Annotated in this window: 13 protein-coding genes and 1 tRNA gene; 11 read left to right on the top strand and 3 right to left on the bottom strand. The window is 62.9% G+C overall.

Annotated features, from left to right (window positions below; translation table 11 throughout):
• Positions 1-33: 33 nt before the first annotated feature.
• Positions 34-867, bottom strand: coding sequence for an enoyl-CoA hydratase-related protein (locus VKS22_15775; GenBank protein HLW72071.1), 834 nt, complete (start codon positions 865-867; stop codon positions 34-36).
• A 103-nt stretch (positions 868-970) separates the two neighbouring features.
• On the opposite strand from VKS22_15775, the gene VKS22_15780 reads away from it, so the two are divergent.
• From VKS22_15780 to gcvH, 3 genes are all read left to right on the top strand, one after another.
• Positions 971-1,741, top strand: coding sequence for a 3-oxoacyl-ACP reductase family protein (locus VKS22_15780; GenBank protein HLW72072.1), 771 nt, complete (start codon positions 971-973; stop codon positions 1,739-1,741).
• Positions 1,742-1,813: 72 nt separating this feature from the next.
• A complete protein-coding gene (locus tag VKS22_15785; GenBank protein HLW72073.1) occupies positions 1,814-2,884 on the top strand; it encodes a class I SAM-dependent methyltransferase in 1,071 nt (356 codons plus the stop codon).
• A 136-nt stretch (positions 2,885-3,020) separates the two neighbouring features.
• Positions 3,021-3,413, top strand: coding sequence for a glycine cleavage system protein GcvH (gene gcvH, locus VKS22_15790; protein ID HLW72074.1), 393 nt, complete (start codon positions 3,021-3,023; stop codon positions 3,411-3,413).
• Between the two features lie 36 nt (positions 3,414-3,449).
• Here gcvH and VKS22_15795 read toward each other — a convergent pair whose 3' ends face one another.
• Positions 3,450-4,757 (bottom strand): zinc-ribbon domain-containing protein, encoded by a 1,308-nt coding sequence (locus VKS22_15795; GenBank protein ID HLW72075.1) that lies wholly within the window; start codon positions 4,755-4,757, stop codon positions 3,450-3,452.
• A 98-nt stretch (positions 4,758-4,855) separates the two neighbouring features.
• Between VKS22_15795 and VKS22_15800 the strand changes: the two genes are divergently transcribed.
• Entirely contained in the window at positions 4,856-5,974 is a 1,119-nt protein-coding gene (locus VKS22_15800) for a glycosyltransferase family 4 protein (GenBank protein HLW72076.1), read from the top strand.
• A 17-nt stretch (positions 5,975-5,991) separates the two neighbouring features.
• Here the strand turns inward: VKS22_15800 and VKS22_15805 are convergent, their stop codons facing one another.
• Positions 5,992-6,840 (bottom strand): glycosyltransferase, encoded by an 849-nt coding sequence (locus VKS22_15805; GenBank protein HLW72077.1) that lies wholly within the window; start codon positions 6,838-6,840, stop codon positions 5,992-5,994.
• A gap of 100 nt (positions 6,841-6,940) precedes the next feature.
• Between VKS22_15805 and VKS22_15810 the strand changes: the two genes are divergently transcribed.
• From VKS22_15810 to VKS22_15840, 7 genes are all read left to right on the top strand, one after another.
• Positions 6,941-7,023: transfer RNA gene (locus VKS22_15810), tRNA-Leu, on the top strand.
• Between the two features lie 171 nt (positions 7,024-7,194).
• Entirely contained in the window at positions 7,195-9,906 is a 2,712-nt protein-coding gene (locus VKS22_15815; protein HLW72078.1) for a valine--tRNA ligase, read from the top strand.
• Between the two features lie 4 nt (positions 9,907-9,910).
• Positions 9,911-10,762: a carboxylating nicotinate-nucleotide diphosphorylase gene (gene nadC, locus VKS22_15820; GenBank protein HLW72079.1), complete on the top strand. Its 852-nt coding sequence runs from the start codon at positions 9,911-9,913 to the stop codon at positions 10,760-10,762.
• Between the two features lie 41 nt (positions 10,763-10,803).
• Complete coding sequence (locus tag VKS22_15825; GenBank protein ID HLW72080.1) at positions 10,804-11,478, top strand: iron-containing redox enzyme family protein; 675 nt, start codon at positions 10,804-10,806, stop codon at positions 11,476-11,478.
• Between the two features lie 9 nt (positions 11,479-11,487).
• On the top strand, positions 11,488-12,285 hold the full coding sequence (locus tag VKS22_15830) for a biotin--[acetyl-CoA-carboxylase] ligase (protein ID HLW72081.1): 798 nt from the start codon (positions 11,488-11,490) through the stop codon (positions 12,283-12,285).
• 118 nt (positions 12,286-12,403) lie between these two features.
• Positions 12,404-14,512, top strand: a complete 2,109-nt coding sequence (gene fusA / locus VKS22_15835) for an elongation factor G (GenBank protein HLW72082.1) — start codon at positions 12,404-12,406, stop codon at positions 14,510-14,512.
• 91 nt (positions 14,513-14,603) lie between these two features.
• Positions 14,604-16,868, top strand: a complete 2,265-nt coding sequence (locus VKS22_15840; GenBank protein HLW72083.1) for an ATP-binding protein — start codon at positions 14,604-14,606, stop codon at positions 16,866-16,868.
• Positions 16,869-16,909: the final 41 nt, after the last annotated feature.

Genomic DNA, 16,909 nt, shown 5'->3' on the forward strand with positions numbered 1-16,909 from the left:
GACCGCGCCGCCGCACCCATTTTGGCGGATGCGCTAACTCTTCGGCCGGACGAAATTCGGCTTGCGCTTCTCGATGAAAGCCTTGACCGCTTCTTCGTGATCGGCGGTTTTGAAGGTCATCATTTCATAAGCCAGGCCTGCGTCCATGATCAGATTAGCCTGATCCTTGAGCCACTTGTTCACTGCGAGCTTGCTTCCGCGAATCGCCCAGGTGGGACCGTCAGCCAGCTCCTGCGCGAGTTCGCGCGCCTTGCTCATGACCTGTTCCGGCGCCACCGCATAATTGACCATGCCGATGCGTCCGGCTTCAGCGCCATTGATGAAGTTCCCGCGCATCAGAAACTCTTTGGCGCGATGCGGTCCGATGAGCAGCGGCCAGATGACGGCGCCGCCGTCACCGGCGACGACGCCGATCTTGACGTGGGTATCGGCGAAGCGCGCCTTCTCCGAGACGACCGTGATGTCGGAGAGCAGCGCCAGCGTGGCGCCCAGCCCGATCGCGTCGCCATTAATGGCGCCGATAATCGGCTGCTCGACGTCGAGCATATTCTCGACCAGGCGGCGTCCATTCGCGGCCGCGATCGGCCCACGTCCGCGCCCACGCCCGATCTTGCCGGAGGCGCCGACGAAGCTGCCTTCTGCCATTCCCTTGATGTCGCCGCCGGCGCAGAACGCGCGCCCCGCGCCGGTGAAGACGATCGCATTGACGTCGTTGTCGGCAGCAAGATCGAGCCAGACCTGTTCAAGTTCATGATGCAGCGGGGTGTTGACCGCGTTGAGCCGGTCGGCCCGGTTGATAGTTAGTGTGGCGACGCGCTCGACCACTTCGACCCTCAGAAATTCATAATCGCTGTAATCGCCTGGCATGATTTGCGTCCTCCTCGGTTTCCCGATCCTATATAACGACTCGCCGCCGGATAGCTAACGCGGGCAAGCCGAATACGCTATGTTGCAAAAACGGAGGCGCACGATGGCATCGGGGATCACACGTTTTGCGGGGAAGGTCGCGATTGTAACGGGCGCGGCGCAGGGGATCGGACGCGCGATCGCAACGCGGCTTGCGGATGAAGGCGCGAGCGTCGCGATCGCAGACATTCAGGAAGCGGCCGCGGCCGCGACCGCAGAGGAGCTCAAGGCCGCAGGCTATGTGGCTATGTCCGTCAAGCTCGACGTCACGAGCCTCGAGAGCGCGTTGGCTACGGCCGAGCGCGTCGCCGCGGAATTCGGCGGGATCGACGTTCTGGTCAACAACGCCGGTTGGGACAAGGTCGAGCCGTTCCTCCAGAGCACGCCGGACACCTGGGACAAGGTGATCGCGATCAATTTTCGCGGCGTTATCCATTGCTGCAAGGCGGTGATTCCGAAATTGCAGGCGCGCGGCGGCGGCAAGATCGTTTCGACGGCGTCAGATGCTGGGCGCGTGGGTTCCACCGGCGAGGCGGTCTATTCCGGATGCAAGGCCGGGATTATCGGATTTTCGAAAACGCTCGCGCGCGAGCTCGCCCGCTACGGCATCAATGTTAATGTGATCTGCCCCGGACCGACCGAAACCGCGTTGTTGCACAGTGCGATGGAAGGCCAACCGAAAGTGCTGGAGGCGATGAAGCGCGGGATTCCGCTGCGACGTCTCGGACAGCCTGAGGATCTGGCTGGCGCTGTGGCGTTTCTCGCCTCGCGCGACGCGGATTATATGACCGGCCAGGTGCTGAGCGTGAGCGGCGGACTCACCATGACCGGCTGATGCGAGCGTTCGGCTGATCCGCGCATCTGGACAATCTCCAAGCGAAACTTTGTCGACGAAAGGAATAGCGAAATGGCTTCGACACAAAAACTCGACCTCGAAAAAGCCAAGCACGTTGCACAGACGGTGGTTGGCGACGTCGCGACGGTCGTGCACGGCGCGCTTTGCTACATCGGCGATCGCACGGGACTGTTCAAGGCGATGATGAATGCCGGCCCGCTGACCGCGGCTGCCCTCGCCTCCAAAAGCGGTTTGAGTGAACGCTACGTGCGCGAATGGCTCGGCGCGATGGCGGCGGCGCACTATGTCGAGTACGAAGCCGGCGCGGAAACCTATCTGCTCACGCCCGAATATGCGGCGGCGCTGGCTGACGACGACTCGCCGTTTTTCGTGGCCAGCTACTTCCAGATGGCGCAAGCGGCGGTGACGGTCGCGCCCAAAGTTGCCGAAGCGTTTCACAATGGCAAGGGCGTCACGCAGGCGGAATATCCACAATCGTTTTTCGAGGCTGCCGAGCGCAACTCGCGCACGCGCTACCTGCACAAGCTGCTACGGAAATGGGTGCCCGCGATGCCGCAGGTGGTCGCCGCGCTGAATTCCGGCGGCCTAGCGGCGGACGTTGGATGCGGCGGCGGACGGGCGGCAATCATGATCGCGAAGGCCTATCCGCAGGCGCGGCTGGCGGGCTACGACGTGCATGCGGAATCGATCGAGCGGGCGCGGCGCAACGCCGCGGCCGAGGGTGTCGCCGACCGCGTGACCTTCGAGGTCGGCAACGGCGCAAACCTGCCGGCCGGCGCCTTCGATTTCGTCGCGACCTTTGACGTGGTGCATGATGCCGTCGATCCTGCCGGCCTGATGGCGGGCATCCGGCGGTCGCTTAAAGCGGACGGCACCTACCTGGTGCAGGAAGTGAACGTCTCCGAGAAAGTTGGCGAGAATCTTCGCCCGATGGGCAAGATGATCTACTCGGTCAGCACGCTCTATTGCATGACGACTTCGTTGGCCCACGGTGGCGCGGGCATCGGCACGGCGATGGGTGAAGCCAAGGCGCGCGAGCTGGCGACCGGGGCGGGCTTCTCACGCTTCACCCGATTACCGGTCAACGATGACTTCGCAGTGCTCTATGAGTTGCGTCCGTGATCGATTGATTGTCGAGCGGCGAAGCAGTTGGATGAGAATCTTGACAAGCGCGCGGATGCCGCGCTTCATGAAACACGGGTAGTGACTGTTTGCCCGCGCGCGGATCGCGAGCGGCGCTGCGCCTCAGGAGGAGAGCATGGAGGCTCCGCCAGGACTCAAGTACTCGAAAGAGCACGAATGGGTCTCGACTGGTGATACGGTGGTGACCGTCGGGATTACCGATCACGCTCAGGAGCAGCTCGGCGAGATCGTTTCGGTTGAACTGCCGGCCGTCGGCGACAAGATCAGCAAGGATGATCCCTTCGGGGTAATTGAATCGGTCAAGGCGGTGTCGGATATCTTCGCGCCGGTCAGCGGAACCGTGCTCGAAGTCAACGAAGACTTGCCCGAGAGCCCCGAGGTGGTCAACGAAGATCCCTATGGGGACGGTTGGCTGATCAAGATAAGGGTGAGCGACCCGGCGGACTTCGAAGACCTGTTGGACAGCGAGGAATATGAGGAGCTGATCGCGCAGGAGAGCGAAGCGTGATTGCGGCGAACTGCTGGAGGACGCGCGCAGCGGCGCTCACGCCCCGTTCGACGCGCCCTCTGCCGGGTTGAGCGGCTGTGCTCCGGTTACTGCGAGTTCGAAGTTGCGCGCGCTCACGGGCGGGTCGAGAAAGACTATCACGAAGCGGCTGTGTTCCGAGCTTTCGAGCGTGAAATCCTTGAGCGGCGGCTGCCGCTGAAAAAACTCGATCTCGTGCGCGGTCATCTGGCCAATCTCGGCCGTGAGGTTGTTGCCGCAATAGGCGTCGCGCTGGACCACGCCGCGCGGCGTCACGATCCGCGCCGTGATCTGAATCGTGTGCAGGCTGCTCGTGCTGACATTCTCCCCTTCGCCTTCGATCACTAGTGCGGGCCGCCCGTCTTTGCTCGACTGATAGCTGGCTGTGACGTTGCGTAATGCGACCATCCGCGCGGGTGCGAGCGGCTGGGCGAAATGATCGCCCAAGATCGGGAGCCGGCCCGCCGCGTCGAGCGCTGCGGCCGGCGCGCCATGGATCGTCAAGGTAACCGCGGCGAAGCCCGCCGCGATCAGGAGAAACAGCGCCAGAAAGAAACGGGAGGAGTGAGTGACGCCGCGATTGTAGACGGGCGCCTCGGCCTCGTCGACGAAGTCGGCGGCGGGCTCATCCTCAGTGTCGAGTGATTCCTCTTCGATATCGCTGGAAGGCTCAGTTCCGATCCTGAATCCGCCGATGCGAGGGGCTGGCGGCGAATTGTCCGTCGCCAAGTCATCGCCGACTTCCCAGCGGACGATTTTTTTTGGCGCAGGCCGGGCAGCCTCGATCGCGGTCCCGGTAGTTCCGCCCAGTGGCTCCTGTCGCGGCAACGATGGCGCGGGTTCGTCACGAAAGTCGAAGGCGAGATTCTCGCCCGACGGAGCTTCGGCAGTTTTGGTGGGAAAGCTTCGATTAAGCAAATCCGCAGTACTGACCGCCTTTGCGGGCAATGATGGAGCGGGCTTGCGCGAGGTGATCATTGTCGGCTTGGATCGGCTCGCAGTGATCGCGGCGTCGGCTGAGAGATCGGAAACCTCTTCCTCGGCGGCCGCCACGCGAGGCGTATCCGCAACGGGCTTCTCATCGCTCGATTGCGGGATGGAACCAATTGGCACGGGTGGGGCGGGTTGCTCGTGCTGCTGCGGGCGCGACGCCCGACGCGGCGCCTCATCGATAATATCGGTGGCGGCGGGCTCGGGCTGGCGCGGTTCGAGCGAAAAGACGTGATTACATCGGGAACACTTGAAAGTCGGCGTCGCCTCGGGCAAAACCTGGTCGTCGATTCGGTAACGGGTATGGCAACTCGTACATTGGATATTGATTATCACCGCATCCCACCGCCTCGGTTGAAGTTTAGCACATGGCGTACGGCGGTTCAGCGTACGGTCATCTCACATCCGCTGGTTGCTACCCGCGCCGGTGACCGATGCGCATCGCTCTGATTGCGCGCCGCTTCGATCCGGCGGGCGGCGGCACCGAGCGCGACCTGATCGCCACGGCGCGGGCACTGCGCACGGCGGGCTACGATGTGACCATCTACGCGGCTGAAATTCGCGGACAGACGTCCGAATTTGCGGTCCGGCAGGTTCGCTCTTTGGGCATCGGACGGACGCTGCGCTTGCTCAGCTTTGCGGCGCGGGCGGCGGCGGAGGCGCGGCGTGACGGGGCGTCACTGGTCTTCAGCTTCGCGCGGATCGCCAACGCGGATATCTTGCGCTCAGGCGGCAGCGCTCATTCGATTTATATTCGATCGGCGCGGTTGTGGCAGGGACCGGTGGCGGCGGCGGCGATGCGAAGCAGCCCGTACCATCGCGCGCAGATCGCGATCGAGCGGCGCGGCTTCGCGTCGCCCACGCTGAAGCGCGCGATCGCGGTGTCGGAACTCGTGCGTCGCGATCTTCTCAGCACTTTCGGCCTTGCGGCTGCAACTGCGGTGACGCTTTACAATGGCGTCGATCTCGAACGCTTTCGGCCCGATGCACGCGCACCTCTGCGCAACGCGGTCCGGCGCGTATTGCGCCTGCCGGAAACCGCACCGATAGTCGCTTTTGTCGGGAACGGCTTTGCCCGCAAGGGTTTGCGCTTCTTGATCGAGGCCTGGCCGCAGCTCAGGTCGGAGGCGATTCTGGTCGTCGCCGGCAGCGATCAGAGCGTCGGGAAGTACCGTCGTCTGGCGCGACGACGCGACATTGCCGAGCGCGTGCGCTTTGTCGGGGTGCAGGCGCAGATCGAGCGGCTCTTTGCGGCCGTGGACGCCTTCGCGCTGCCGTCGCTGTTCGAGCCGTTCGGCAACGTCGTAATGGAAGCGATGGCGGCGGGACTGCCGGTGCTCTGCAGCAGCGCCTGCGGCGCGGCAGAGTTGGTCGCGCCGGCGCTGCGCGAGTTGGTCGTCGCCGACCCCACCGACGTCGGCGAACTCGCTGCGCGGCTGAATGCGCTGATTGAAGCGCGCGAGGATTTAAGCTCGATCGCGCGGGCGACGGCGGAGCAATTTACTTGGGAAAGTCACGACGCGAACCTGCTGAGGATAATCCGTGATTTGTAGAGACTGCTCGGGCTCTGCTAGCGACGGCGTTTGAGGCCGTCGAGGATGCCGCGGGCGACCGCGGCGCGGCGTTCTTCACGGGCGATGCGTGAGAGCGGAGCCCGAACTATCCGCGCCACCGTCAGGCGAGTACAGGCCAGTGCGAGGTTGGCGCGTGAGGCCCATCGCGAATGGCGCTCATGGAGCGTGCGGCAGTAGCCGCGCTCGCGCGCGATACGAATGAAGCGCTCGCGTGAAGCGCGCGCCGGATCAACTTCGTGATAGACGATCGCGGCCGGGGCATAGCCGATCGCGAAGCCGGCGCGCCGGATTCTCTGGGACATCTCGGTCTCCTCCTCGTGGCCGGCGGCGCCCGGACCGAGGCGCTCATCGAAGGGGCCGACCTGGCGCAGCGCCGCGGCGCGGAAGGCCATGTTGGCGCCGAGCACTCCGCGTACCTCGATCACGCGCTCGCCCTCGTCGACGAGCGGGAGGTCGAGATAGGGGGTCAGCTCTCCGACCTTGACCGCAGGGTCTTCGGCGGGCAGGATGCGCCCCTTCATCGCGGCGAATTGCCGATTGGTGTCGAAGAAATTCTCGACTTCAGCTACGTAGTCTGCGCAGACGATCAGGTCGTCGTCGAGGCAGGCGATCAACTCACCGCGGGCCGCGGCGATCGCGCGATTCTGCACGCGGCATTTGCCCGGCCGCGCCTCATAGAGGTGAGTCAGCGGCAACTGTGCGTCGAGCGCGGTCGGCGCCGGCGTTCCATTCTCCGCGATGAATAATTCGTGACGCTCGCGGCGAAGCTGAGGGACGAGGCTGTCGAGCAGCCGGCCCAGCGCGGCGGCTCGCGCGTGCGTCGCTATGATGATCGAGAGTTTCAAGCTGCGGCTCGTTCGATTCTGTTGTGCGGATCGCTCGGGCTCAAGCCCACGCGCTTGAATTAGCGCCGCTGCCCCGATAAACCCATTCATCTACCCGGGCGCGAGAGTGGCGGAACGGCAGACGCGCAAGGCTCAGGACCTTGTGGAGGCAACTTCGTGGGGGTTCAAGTCCCCCCTCTCGCATTTTTTTCGCCGCCCGGAGCGCCGTCCGATAGCGGACTCCATCCCCTCGCGCTGCGCTTTTTTCATTGACCGAAAGCAGTGCGCTCTGTTGTCGCGCGCAATGGTGGACTCCACCATACCCTCGCGCTTCGCTAAGATAGTATCGGTTTCTCAGTGGAGGGTTGCGCGGCGTTGGAGCTCAGCAAGACATTTGATGCGAAGGCGGCCGAGGAGCGTTGGTTCCAGGTCTGGATTGATCGCGGCTATTTCACGGCGGATCCAAACCGCGAGGGGGAGGTTTTCTCTATCGTCTTCCCTCCCCCCAACGTTACCGGGCAGTTGCATCTGGGCCACGCGCTCAACGTTACGCTGCACGACGTAATCGTGCGCACGCGACGGATGCAGGGTTACAACACGCTCTGGCTGCCGGGCACCGATCACGCGGGCATCGCGACGCAGAATGTCGTCGAACGCGAAATCGCCAAGGAGGGCAAGACCCGCCACGACCTCGGTCGTGAGCGATTCGTCGAGCGCGTATGGGCTTGGCGCGAGCGCTACGGCAATCGCATCCTCGAACAGTTGCGCCGGCTGGGTGCCTCGTGCGACTGGAGCCGCGAGCGCTTCACGCTCGACGAAGGGTTGTCGCGCGCGGTCACGAAAGTCTTCGTGATGCTCTTCAACGGGGGGCTCATCTATCGCGATTTCCGCCTGATTAACTGGTGCCCGCGATGCGAAACCGCGCTCTCCGATCTCGAAGTCGAGCACAAAGAGGCGAAGGGCAGCCTCTGGTACATAACCTATCCGCTGACGGAGGGCGCGGGCGCGGTAACCGTCGCGACGACACGGCCCGAGACGATGCTCGGCGACACCGCGGTCGCGGTGCATCCCGAAGATGATCGCTATCGCGACCTGGTCGGCAAGCTGGTGCGATTGCCCCTTATGGGACGGGAGATTCCGATAATTGCGGAGGCCGCGGTGGATCGCGCCTTCGGCAGCGGTGCGGTTAAGATCACTCCGGGACACGACTTCAACGACTTCGAGATGGGACGGCGGCATGGGCTGGCGCAAATCTCGGTGATGGATACGCACGGCCGGATGGCGGCGGCGGCGGGCGTTTATCAGGGGCTCACGCGCGAGGAGTGCCGCAAGTGCGTCGTTGCCGATCTCGAAGCGGCTGGACTGCTCGCCAAAATCGAGCCGCATCAGCACAAGATCGGTGTCTGCTCGCGCTGCGACACGATCGTCGAGCCGATGCTGTCGTATCAATGGTTCCTCGCCGTCAACAAACCCGACGCGGAGGGCGAGTCGCTGGCTGGGCGCGCGATCAAGGCGGTAGAGCAGGGCGCGACGACGTTCCATCCGAAGTTCTGGGAGAACACCTATTTCTCGTGGATGCGGAATCTGCAGGACTGGTGCATCTCGCGCCAGCTTTGGTGGGGTCATCGGATCCCCGCCTATTGGTGCCAGAGCTGCGAGAAGCCCGAGCCGATCGTCTCCGAAGAGCGGCCGGCTTCGTGCGCGCAATGCGGCGGCGCCGACCTGCGTCAGGACGATGACGTGCTCGACACCTGGTTCTCGTCAGGGCTGTGGCCCTTCTCGACCCTCGGATGGCCCGGGGACTCGCCCGACCTGAAGAAATACTATCCGACCAGTCTGCTGATCACCGGCTTCGACATAATTTTTTTCTGGGTCGCGCGGATGATGATGTTCGGGCTTAAGGTGAACCCGAACAATGCCGCATCGATGGAGGATGCGGTGCCGTTTCGCGACGTTTACATCACGCCGCTGGTGCGGGATCAGTTCGGCAAGAAGATGACGAAGTCGCGCGGCAACGTCGTCGATCCGCTCGAGATCATGGACAAGTACGGCACTGACGCGGTGCGCTTCACGCTCGCTCAACTGAGCGTGCAGGGCCGCGATCTGATCCTTTCGGAAGATCGGCTGGCGGCGTCACGGGCCTTCGCGAACAAAATCTGGAACGCCGCCCGCTTCGTGCTGATGAACCTCGAGGGCGCCCCACAGCCGCTCCCGGTCGTAGAACTATCGAAGCTTGATCTCGCCGAGCGCTGGATCATCAGCCGGCTCGACACGGCGACTCGCGAGGTCACCGCCGCGATCGATGCGTACGAATTCAACCGCGCGGCACTAATCGTGTATCAGTTCGTGTGGCACGAGTTCTGTGATTGGTACATCGAATTGGCGAAGGAACCGCTAAAGGCGGGCGGCGAGCGCCAGGCCGCCGCGCGTTACGTGCTCGTCACCTGCTTCGATCGGATGCTGCGGATATTGCATCCGTTCATGCCATTTATCTCCGAGGAAATCTGGCAGGTTCTGCGACCGTATTTCGGCGCAGCGAATCTCCCGGGACACTTGGCGATTGCCGGTTGGCCAGTTCTCAGCCCGGACGATCTGTTGTCAGAATCCGAAACCAAGCGAATGCGCTTCTGCATAAGTGCAGTGGAACGAAGCAATTCGCTGCGCTCTTTCCTGGGCTATCATCCGGGTCAGCGCATCAACGTGAATGTAATTCCCAATGATAACGTTGATATGGGCGATCGCGAACAGTGGTCAGACTACGTAAAGATTCTGGTGAAGGCCGACTCCCTGGGCTTTTTAGCCAGTGATACGCCGCGACCGCCTCGGACTTATGTATATTCAGAAACCCCGTGGGCGCTGATCGGGGTCGAGACGCCCGCTGATTTCGATTTCGGCAGGGCGCGCGACGGCTTGAAGAAAAGGCTCGCAGAGGCGGAGACCCATCTGGAGCGAAATCAGAACCGATTCAACAATCCGGGGTTCCGGGCCAAGGCAGACGAGGAAACGGTTGCAGAGATCGTCGAAAAAATCGAAGAGTTGAAGGTGCAGAAGGCGATGCTTGAAGGGCAGTTGAGCCAATTGCAATAAGACCGTGGAACTGCTGCGGCAAATTGATCTCACCGAGCTCGTGCGGCGGGCGCTCGCCGAGGATATCGGCCAGGGCGACATCACTACCGCCGCGACGGTTCCGGCCGGTCATCGCGGACGCGCGCGCATCACCGTCAAGGAGCCCGACGGGATCATTTTCTGCGGCGGTCTGATGATCGAGCAGGTCTTCGCGCAAGCCGGCGCGGGACCGGTGATCAATTCGCTCGCGTCCGAGGGCGCGCGCTTGCATCACGGCGTTGTCGCGGCCGACCTCAACGGCGACCTCGGCGGCTTGCTGCGCGGCGAGCGCACCGCGCTTAATTTCGCGCAATTGATGTCCGGCATTGCTACTATTACCCACCGCTATGTTGAGGCGGTGAAGGGCACGCATGCGAAGATCATCGATACGCGCAAGACCCATCCGGGGCTGCGGGCAGTGGAGAAGTACGCGGTGCGATGCGGCGGCGGCATGAACCATCGCTTCGGCCTCGATAGCGGCGTACTGATCAAGGAAAACCATATCGCGGCGGCCGGCGGGATTCGCGCCGCGCTCGAAGGCGCCCGCCGCATTGCGCCGCATACGCTTAGGGTCGAGATCGAATGCGAAACCCTCGCGCAGGTGGAAGAGGCCATAAGCTGTGGCGCGGGGGCAATTCTGCTCGACAACATGGCGCTGGACGAGATGCGTCGCGCGCGAACGCTCGCCGGCGCTGGAGTTGTGCTCGAAGCCTCGGGCGGGGTTACGCTCGAGAGCGTGCGCGCGATCGCCGAGACTGGAGTTGATCTGATCTCGGTCGGCGCGCTGACACATTCCGCCCGCGCGATCGATTTAAGTATGAAAATCGTGACGAGTTAGTTATGGATGAATTAGGGCAGTCCGAATAGAGGAGGACCCTGATGGACACGGCAACCTTTCACAAAGAGATCAATCGGATCGTCTCCGAGCGTCGGCTCGACCAGCATCCCTACGTCAAGCTGGTCAAAGAAGGCAAGGCCTCGAAGGCGCAACTCAAGGGCTACCCGATTCAGCATTACGAGATGACCGTGCGCGACTCCGCACCACTCTCCGCCAACATGTATCTGCGTTTACGCGAATTGGACGAAGCGGTCGGCCAGGACGCCGCCAAGGGTTTCGCCGAGGAGGCGCTTGGCCTCTACAGCAAGTCGGCCAGCCACACCGAGCTGCTGTTCGAGTTGTGGGAGGGCGGCCTTGGGCTGAATCGCAAGGAGCTGATCAACTCGTTCGGCTCTGATGACGCGCGCGCCTTCAACGCCTGCATGTATCGCATCCTGCGTTTGAAACCGCAGTTCATCGGCGCGATCGGCCTGATGGAGGAGATCGAAGTCCCGGCCTACCTCGCGCTGATGGAGGGGATGGAACGCAACTACGGGATCCAGCCGAACCATCTGCGGTTCTTTTCGGTGCACTACGAAGCCGACAAGGAGCACGGCGAGGGGGGCCATCGGATTATCGATCACTTTGTGACCGGGACCGGACGCGAGGAAGAGTTCCTGTCGGAGGCGCGCACGCTGGCGCAATTTTTCTGGAAGGGCTTCGACTCGATGCATTAACAGGCACTCATGCCGAGCAATCCGTATAGTGCGATCGAGCGGGGGGCGGCCGGCGCGGTCGGCTGGAAGATTCACTACTTCGATGAAGTTGGATCGACCCAGCGGGTGGCCGCCGAGATGGCCGAGGCTGGGACAGCGTCGGGCACGGCCGTGGTTGCGGAACAGCAGACCGCCGGACGCGGGCGTCTTGGCCGCTTGTGGCACTCACCGGCGGGCGTCAATCTGTATGTGACGATAATCCTGCGGCCGCGGATGCCGAGCGCGGAGGTTCCGCGGCTGAGCCTCGTGGCCGGCGTCGCTGCGGCCGAGGCGCTGGCGACGGCCGCGCCGGGGCTGGTCGCGCTCAAGTGGCCCAACGATGTCTGGCTGAAGGGACGCAAGGCCGGCGGCATCATCGCGGAGGCTGTCACCGACTCGGCGCAGCGGCTGACGTGCGTGCTGCTCGGGATCGGCCTCAACCTCAATCTAGCCGCCGACGACATTCCCGAAGATCTGCGCGACAAGGCGACCTCGGTACGGATCGCCACGGGCCGCCGCTGCGACCGCATCGCGATCGCCGCCGCGCTGTTTAATCGGCTCGACTCGCGCTATATGGAAGTTGAAGCGCACGGCTTCGCGGCGATGCGCGACGAATATGAAAAATATTCGGCGCTGACCGGCAAGCGCGTGACGGTGATCAATGGTGCGGCGCGTATCAGCGGTCGGGTGACGGGAATCGATACGGACGGAGCGCTTATGCTGGAAACGGACTCGGGACCAAATCGCGTGCTGGCCGGTGAAGTGAGCGTCGAAGGAGCTTACGCTTAGGAACCGATTAGGAGCGTCGATTAAGGGACAGTTCGCAGCCTGAGGCGAAGCGTCGCGGCTGTGCGGAGTTGCATGAGCAAGATTTAGTTACGCAAACATTTCCGCGAGGTGAACGGTTATGCCAGTGGAGGAAATCGGACGGCTCAGAACTATCGCGATTGTCGGCCAGGGTGGGACAGGCAAGACGCAGTTGGCCGAGGCGATGCTCTTCAGCGCAGGCGCCACGACCCGTCTGGGGCGTCCGGACGACGGCACGGCGCTGATGGATGTCGAACCGGAGGAGCTCAGCCGGCATATCTCGATCAGTTCGTCGTTTCATCATCTCAACTGGAAAAAAACCGAAGTCATCCTCGCCAACACGCCGGGTTACGCGGCGTTCCTCCCCGATAGCTTCGCCACGATGCGCGCCGTCGACGGCGTAATCTTCGTGGTGAGCGGTGGCGGCGACCTCAAAGTCGAATCCGAAAAGATCTTCGATCAAATTAACAGCCTGAACCTGCCGCGCATCGCCTTCGTCTCCCGGCTCGATCGCGAGCGGATGAATTTCGCTACCGCAGTCGCCGATCTCGAGAAGTCACTGTCAGCGAAGCCGGTCGTCCTGACGCTGCCGATCGGCGAGGAGGCCGCCTTCAATGGCGTCATCGATGTGCTCGCGATGAAGGCGCTGATCTATCCGGATGCATCGGGCAAGGCGAAAGAGGAGGAGTTAAGCGGCGAACTCAAGACGCGCGCCGAGGAAGCCCGCGTCAAGCTCTGCGAGGCGGTCGCCGAGACCGACGACGCGCTGCTGGAAAAATATCTCGACAAGGGAGAACTCGAAGAGGATGAGTTGCGCACCGCGCTGCGCGCCGCAGTGGTCGCCGGCAAGTTGACCCCGGTGCTGTGCGGCTCCGGCGCAAAGGACATCGGAGTCGGCCCGCTGCTCGACGCTGTGACGGCGCTGCTGCCGGCCCCGAACGAACGGCCTGGGCTGATGGGGCAGACCTCGACCAACGGTCCGGTCGAGCGCGCGCCCGATCCTGCGGGCCCCTTCTCGGCCTATGTCTTCAAAACCGTAATCGATCCGTTTGCCGGCAAGCTTTCGATCTTCCGCGTGGTCTCCGGCACGGCGCACAGCGACGCCGCAGTGCTCAACGCCAGCCACGCCTCGAAAGAGCGCTTCGGGCAGTTGCTGCGGCTCGAGGGTAAAAAGCAGTCGCCGCTGGCGATCGCGCTGCCGGGTGAGATCGTCGCGGTGGCCAAGCTCAAGGACACCACGACCGGCGATACGTTGTGCGACGAAAAGGCCTTGGTGACTTTTCCCGTCGCCGAGAAGCCGCATCCGGTGATTTCCTTCGCGATCCGTCCCAAGACCCGCGGCGACGAAGAGAAAGCCTCGCAGGCACTGGCGCGGCTGGTCGAAGAGGATTTGGCTCTGGAAACCCATCGCGACCCGCAGACCCACGAGATAATCCTGTCCGGCACCGGTCAGATGCATATTGAGGTCACGGTCGAAAAGTTAAAGCGTAAGTTTAATGTAGAGGTCGAGCTGAACGCGCCCAAGGTCCCGTACAAAGAGACGATCAAAGGGCGTGCCGAGGCTCAAGGCAAGTATAAACGGCAATCAGGTGGACGCGGTCAATACGGCGACTGTTGGCTCAAGGTCGAGCCGCGTCAGCGCGGCGCTGGTTTCGAGTTTGCGGACGAGGTTGTGGGCGGGTCGATCCCGCGTCAATTCATCCCATCGGTCGAAAAGGGCGTACGCAATACGTTGAACGAGGGTCACGTAGCGGGCTTCCCAATCGTGGACGTCAAGGTGACCGTGTTCGACGGCAGTTACCACGAGGTCGATTCGTCCGATATGGCGTTCCAGATCGCCGGCTCGATGGGTCTCAAGAACGCCTTCGAAAAGGCCAAACCGATCCTGCTCGAACCGGTGATGGCGATCGAGGTGAGCTGCCCCGATGAATGCATGGGCGACGTCATCGGCGACTTGAACTCACGGCGTGGTCGGGTGTTGGGCATGGACTCGAAGGGTCATGGACAGGTGATCAAGGCGCTGGTGCCAATGGCGGAGATTCTCAAGTACGCGCCGGACCTGCGGTCGATTACGTCGGGGCGCGGCTCCTTCGAAGCGCGCTTTTCGCATTATGACGAGGCGCCGCCGCCAATCACCGAAAAGGTCGTCAAAGAGGCGCGCGAGGCCAAAGAGGCTGCGGGAAACCACGCACATGCCGCCGGACATTAGCTCCGGCCGCACCGAGGGAGCACGCACATAAGGCGAAAGCAGGTTATGCGCCGCGACCGGGCCTCGTGCTAAGATGCAGCCGAGGTTGTGAATGGAACGCGGAACCCGCAATCCGCCGAAAGAGGCTGATTCCGCGACAGATCACGTCAAGACTACCGAGTTAAAGCGGCGGCGGCGGGAATTGCTCGCGGTCGCGATCGCCTCTTTGACCCTGATTGCCTTCGTGCTGGCGCAGACCACGCTGCCGCCTCTGCGTTCGCACAACTCCCTGGTCTCGAACCTGGTCGTCATCCTGCTCTTCGACTTGAGCTTCATCCTGCTCGGCCTGATGCTGATCCTCGTCGGGCGCAACCTGGCCAAGGCGATCTTCGAGCGCCGGCGCGGACTGCTCGGATCGCGGCTGCAGGCGCGTCTGGTCTTCGGCTTCAGCGCGGTGGCGCTGGTTCCCAGCGTCTTCCTGCTCTACGTCTCGGGGACCTTCCTCGAGGCCGACGTCGGCAGCTGGTTCAATCCCGAGTACGAGCGCGTGCTCGATGATTCGCTGCAGATCGCGAAGACCTATTATTTGAATTCAGCGAACAACGCCGTGCATTTTGCGCGAGTGCTGGCCGGACAGATCGCAGACAAGCATCTGTTGGCCGCCGATCAGCACGACGCCCTGCGCAGATTTATTGAACGCTCGCAGCACGAGTACAACCTCGGCACGGTCGAGATTTTTTCGACTGACCGCAAACTCGTGATGCATGTCCTGAGTCCGCGGATGCCGACCGGGATCGGGGTCGGTCCGGACTCTGAAATTGTCACCGCGACGCTCGCCGGACGGCCGCAGCCGCGCACCGATCGCTTCGGCAAGTCGGACGTTATCCGCGGTGCGGCGCCAATTTACGCCTCCGCCGATTCCGACGTCGTGACGGGCGCGCTGGTGATCGACTACTACCTGCCGCGCAGTCTGGCCGATCGCGCCGCGGGCATCTCGCGCAGTGAGCAGGAGTACTTCCAACTGCGCATCCTGCGGCAGCCGATTATGCACAGCTACATTCTGGCCCTGGTCCTGATCGGGCTGGCGGTGGTGCTGCTCGCGAGCTGGTTCGGGATCTATATTGCGCGCGGCATCACTGGGCCAATCCGCCTGCTCGCCGAGGGCACGCAAGCGATCGCGGCCGGCAACCTGAACCTGGTGATTCCGGGCGTGGGTGACGACGAGATCGGCCGGCTGGTTGAATCGTTCAACGGCATGACCGCCGACTTACGGGCGTCGCGAGCGGAAATCGAGCGCCGCCGGCATTACACTGAAACCCTGCTGCGCAACGTCTCGGCTGGAGTCGTTGGACTCGATGCGGCGCGGCGGCTCACGGCGATCAATCCCTGCGCCGAGCGGATGCTCGGATTGACTGCGACGGCTGTTGGCCAGGCGTACGATCACTGTTTTCATCCGGCGCTGGTGCAGGCGCTCGAAGATTATTTTGGCGCTAGTATGCCGCGGCGCGAGACTCGTTTCCCATTGGAGTTAGACAGCGGTGGCGCCGAAACTGATCTGATGGTCACGGTGACGCCGTTGGGAATCGAGACCAACGGCGACGGCGCGCCGCACGATTTGGGCGCGGTCCTGTTTTTCGAGGACGTAAGCCAGTTGGCGAAGGTCGAGCGCATGGAGGCGTGGCGCGAGGTCGCCCGCCGGATCGCTCACGAGATCAAGAACCCGCTCACGCCGATTCAGCTCTCTGCAGAGCGCCTGCGGCGCAATCTGGCGACCACCTCGGACGCCGACGCGCGCCTGCTCGACGAGTGTACCAACGCGATCGTCGGCGAGGTTCAGGACCTCAAGCGTCTGGTCAACGAATTTTCGGGATTCGCGCGCATGCCGCAGGTGACGCCGGTGCCGGGCGATCTCAACGCGCTGGCCGAGGAGACCGTGAGCTTTTTCCGCGAAGCTCATCCGGCGGTGGATTTTGCGATCGAGCTCGAGCGGGGGCTGCCACCGATTGCATTGGATCGCGAGGCGCTCAAACGCGCCCTGGTCAATTTGCTCGACAATGGTGTAGCGGCGGCGAGCGCGCAAAAAAACGGGGAACGGCCGCGCATCCGCGTCACCACGCGTCTCGAAATCGCGAGCGGGATTGTGGCGCTCGAAGTCGCCGACAACGGCGTCGGGATCGAACCGCGCCTGCGCGCGCGGATTTTTGAGCCGTACTTCTCGACCAAAAGCGGCGGCACCGGCCTTGGTTTGGCGATCGTCGCGGCGATCGTCAGCGACCATCATGGCTTCGTCCGCGTTTACGATCGTCCGCCGCACGGCAGTAGATTTGTCCTCGAATTCCCCATAAAGGATCAACCAACAACGAATGTTACGACTTGATGATGCAGGTGAGGCGGCGGCGCGCGGCAGACGCGAGCGGT

Source organism: Candidatus Binataceae bacterium, from assembly GCA_035308025.1.
Classification (GTDB): domain Bacteria; phylum Desulfobacterota; class Binatia; order Binatales; family Binataceae; genus JAJPHI01.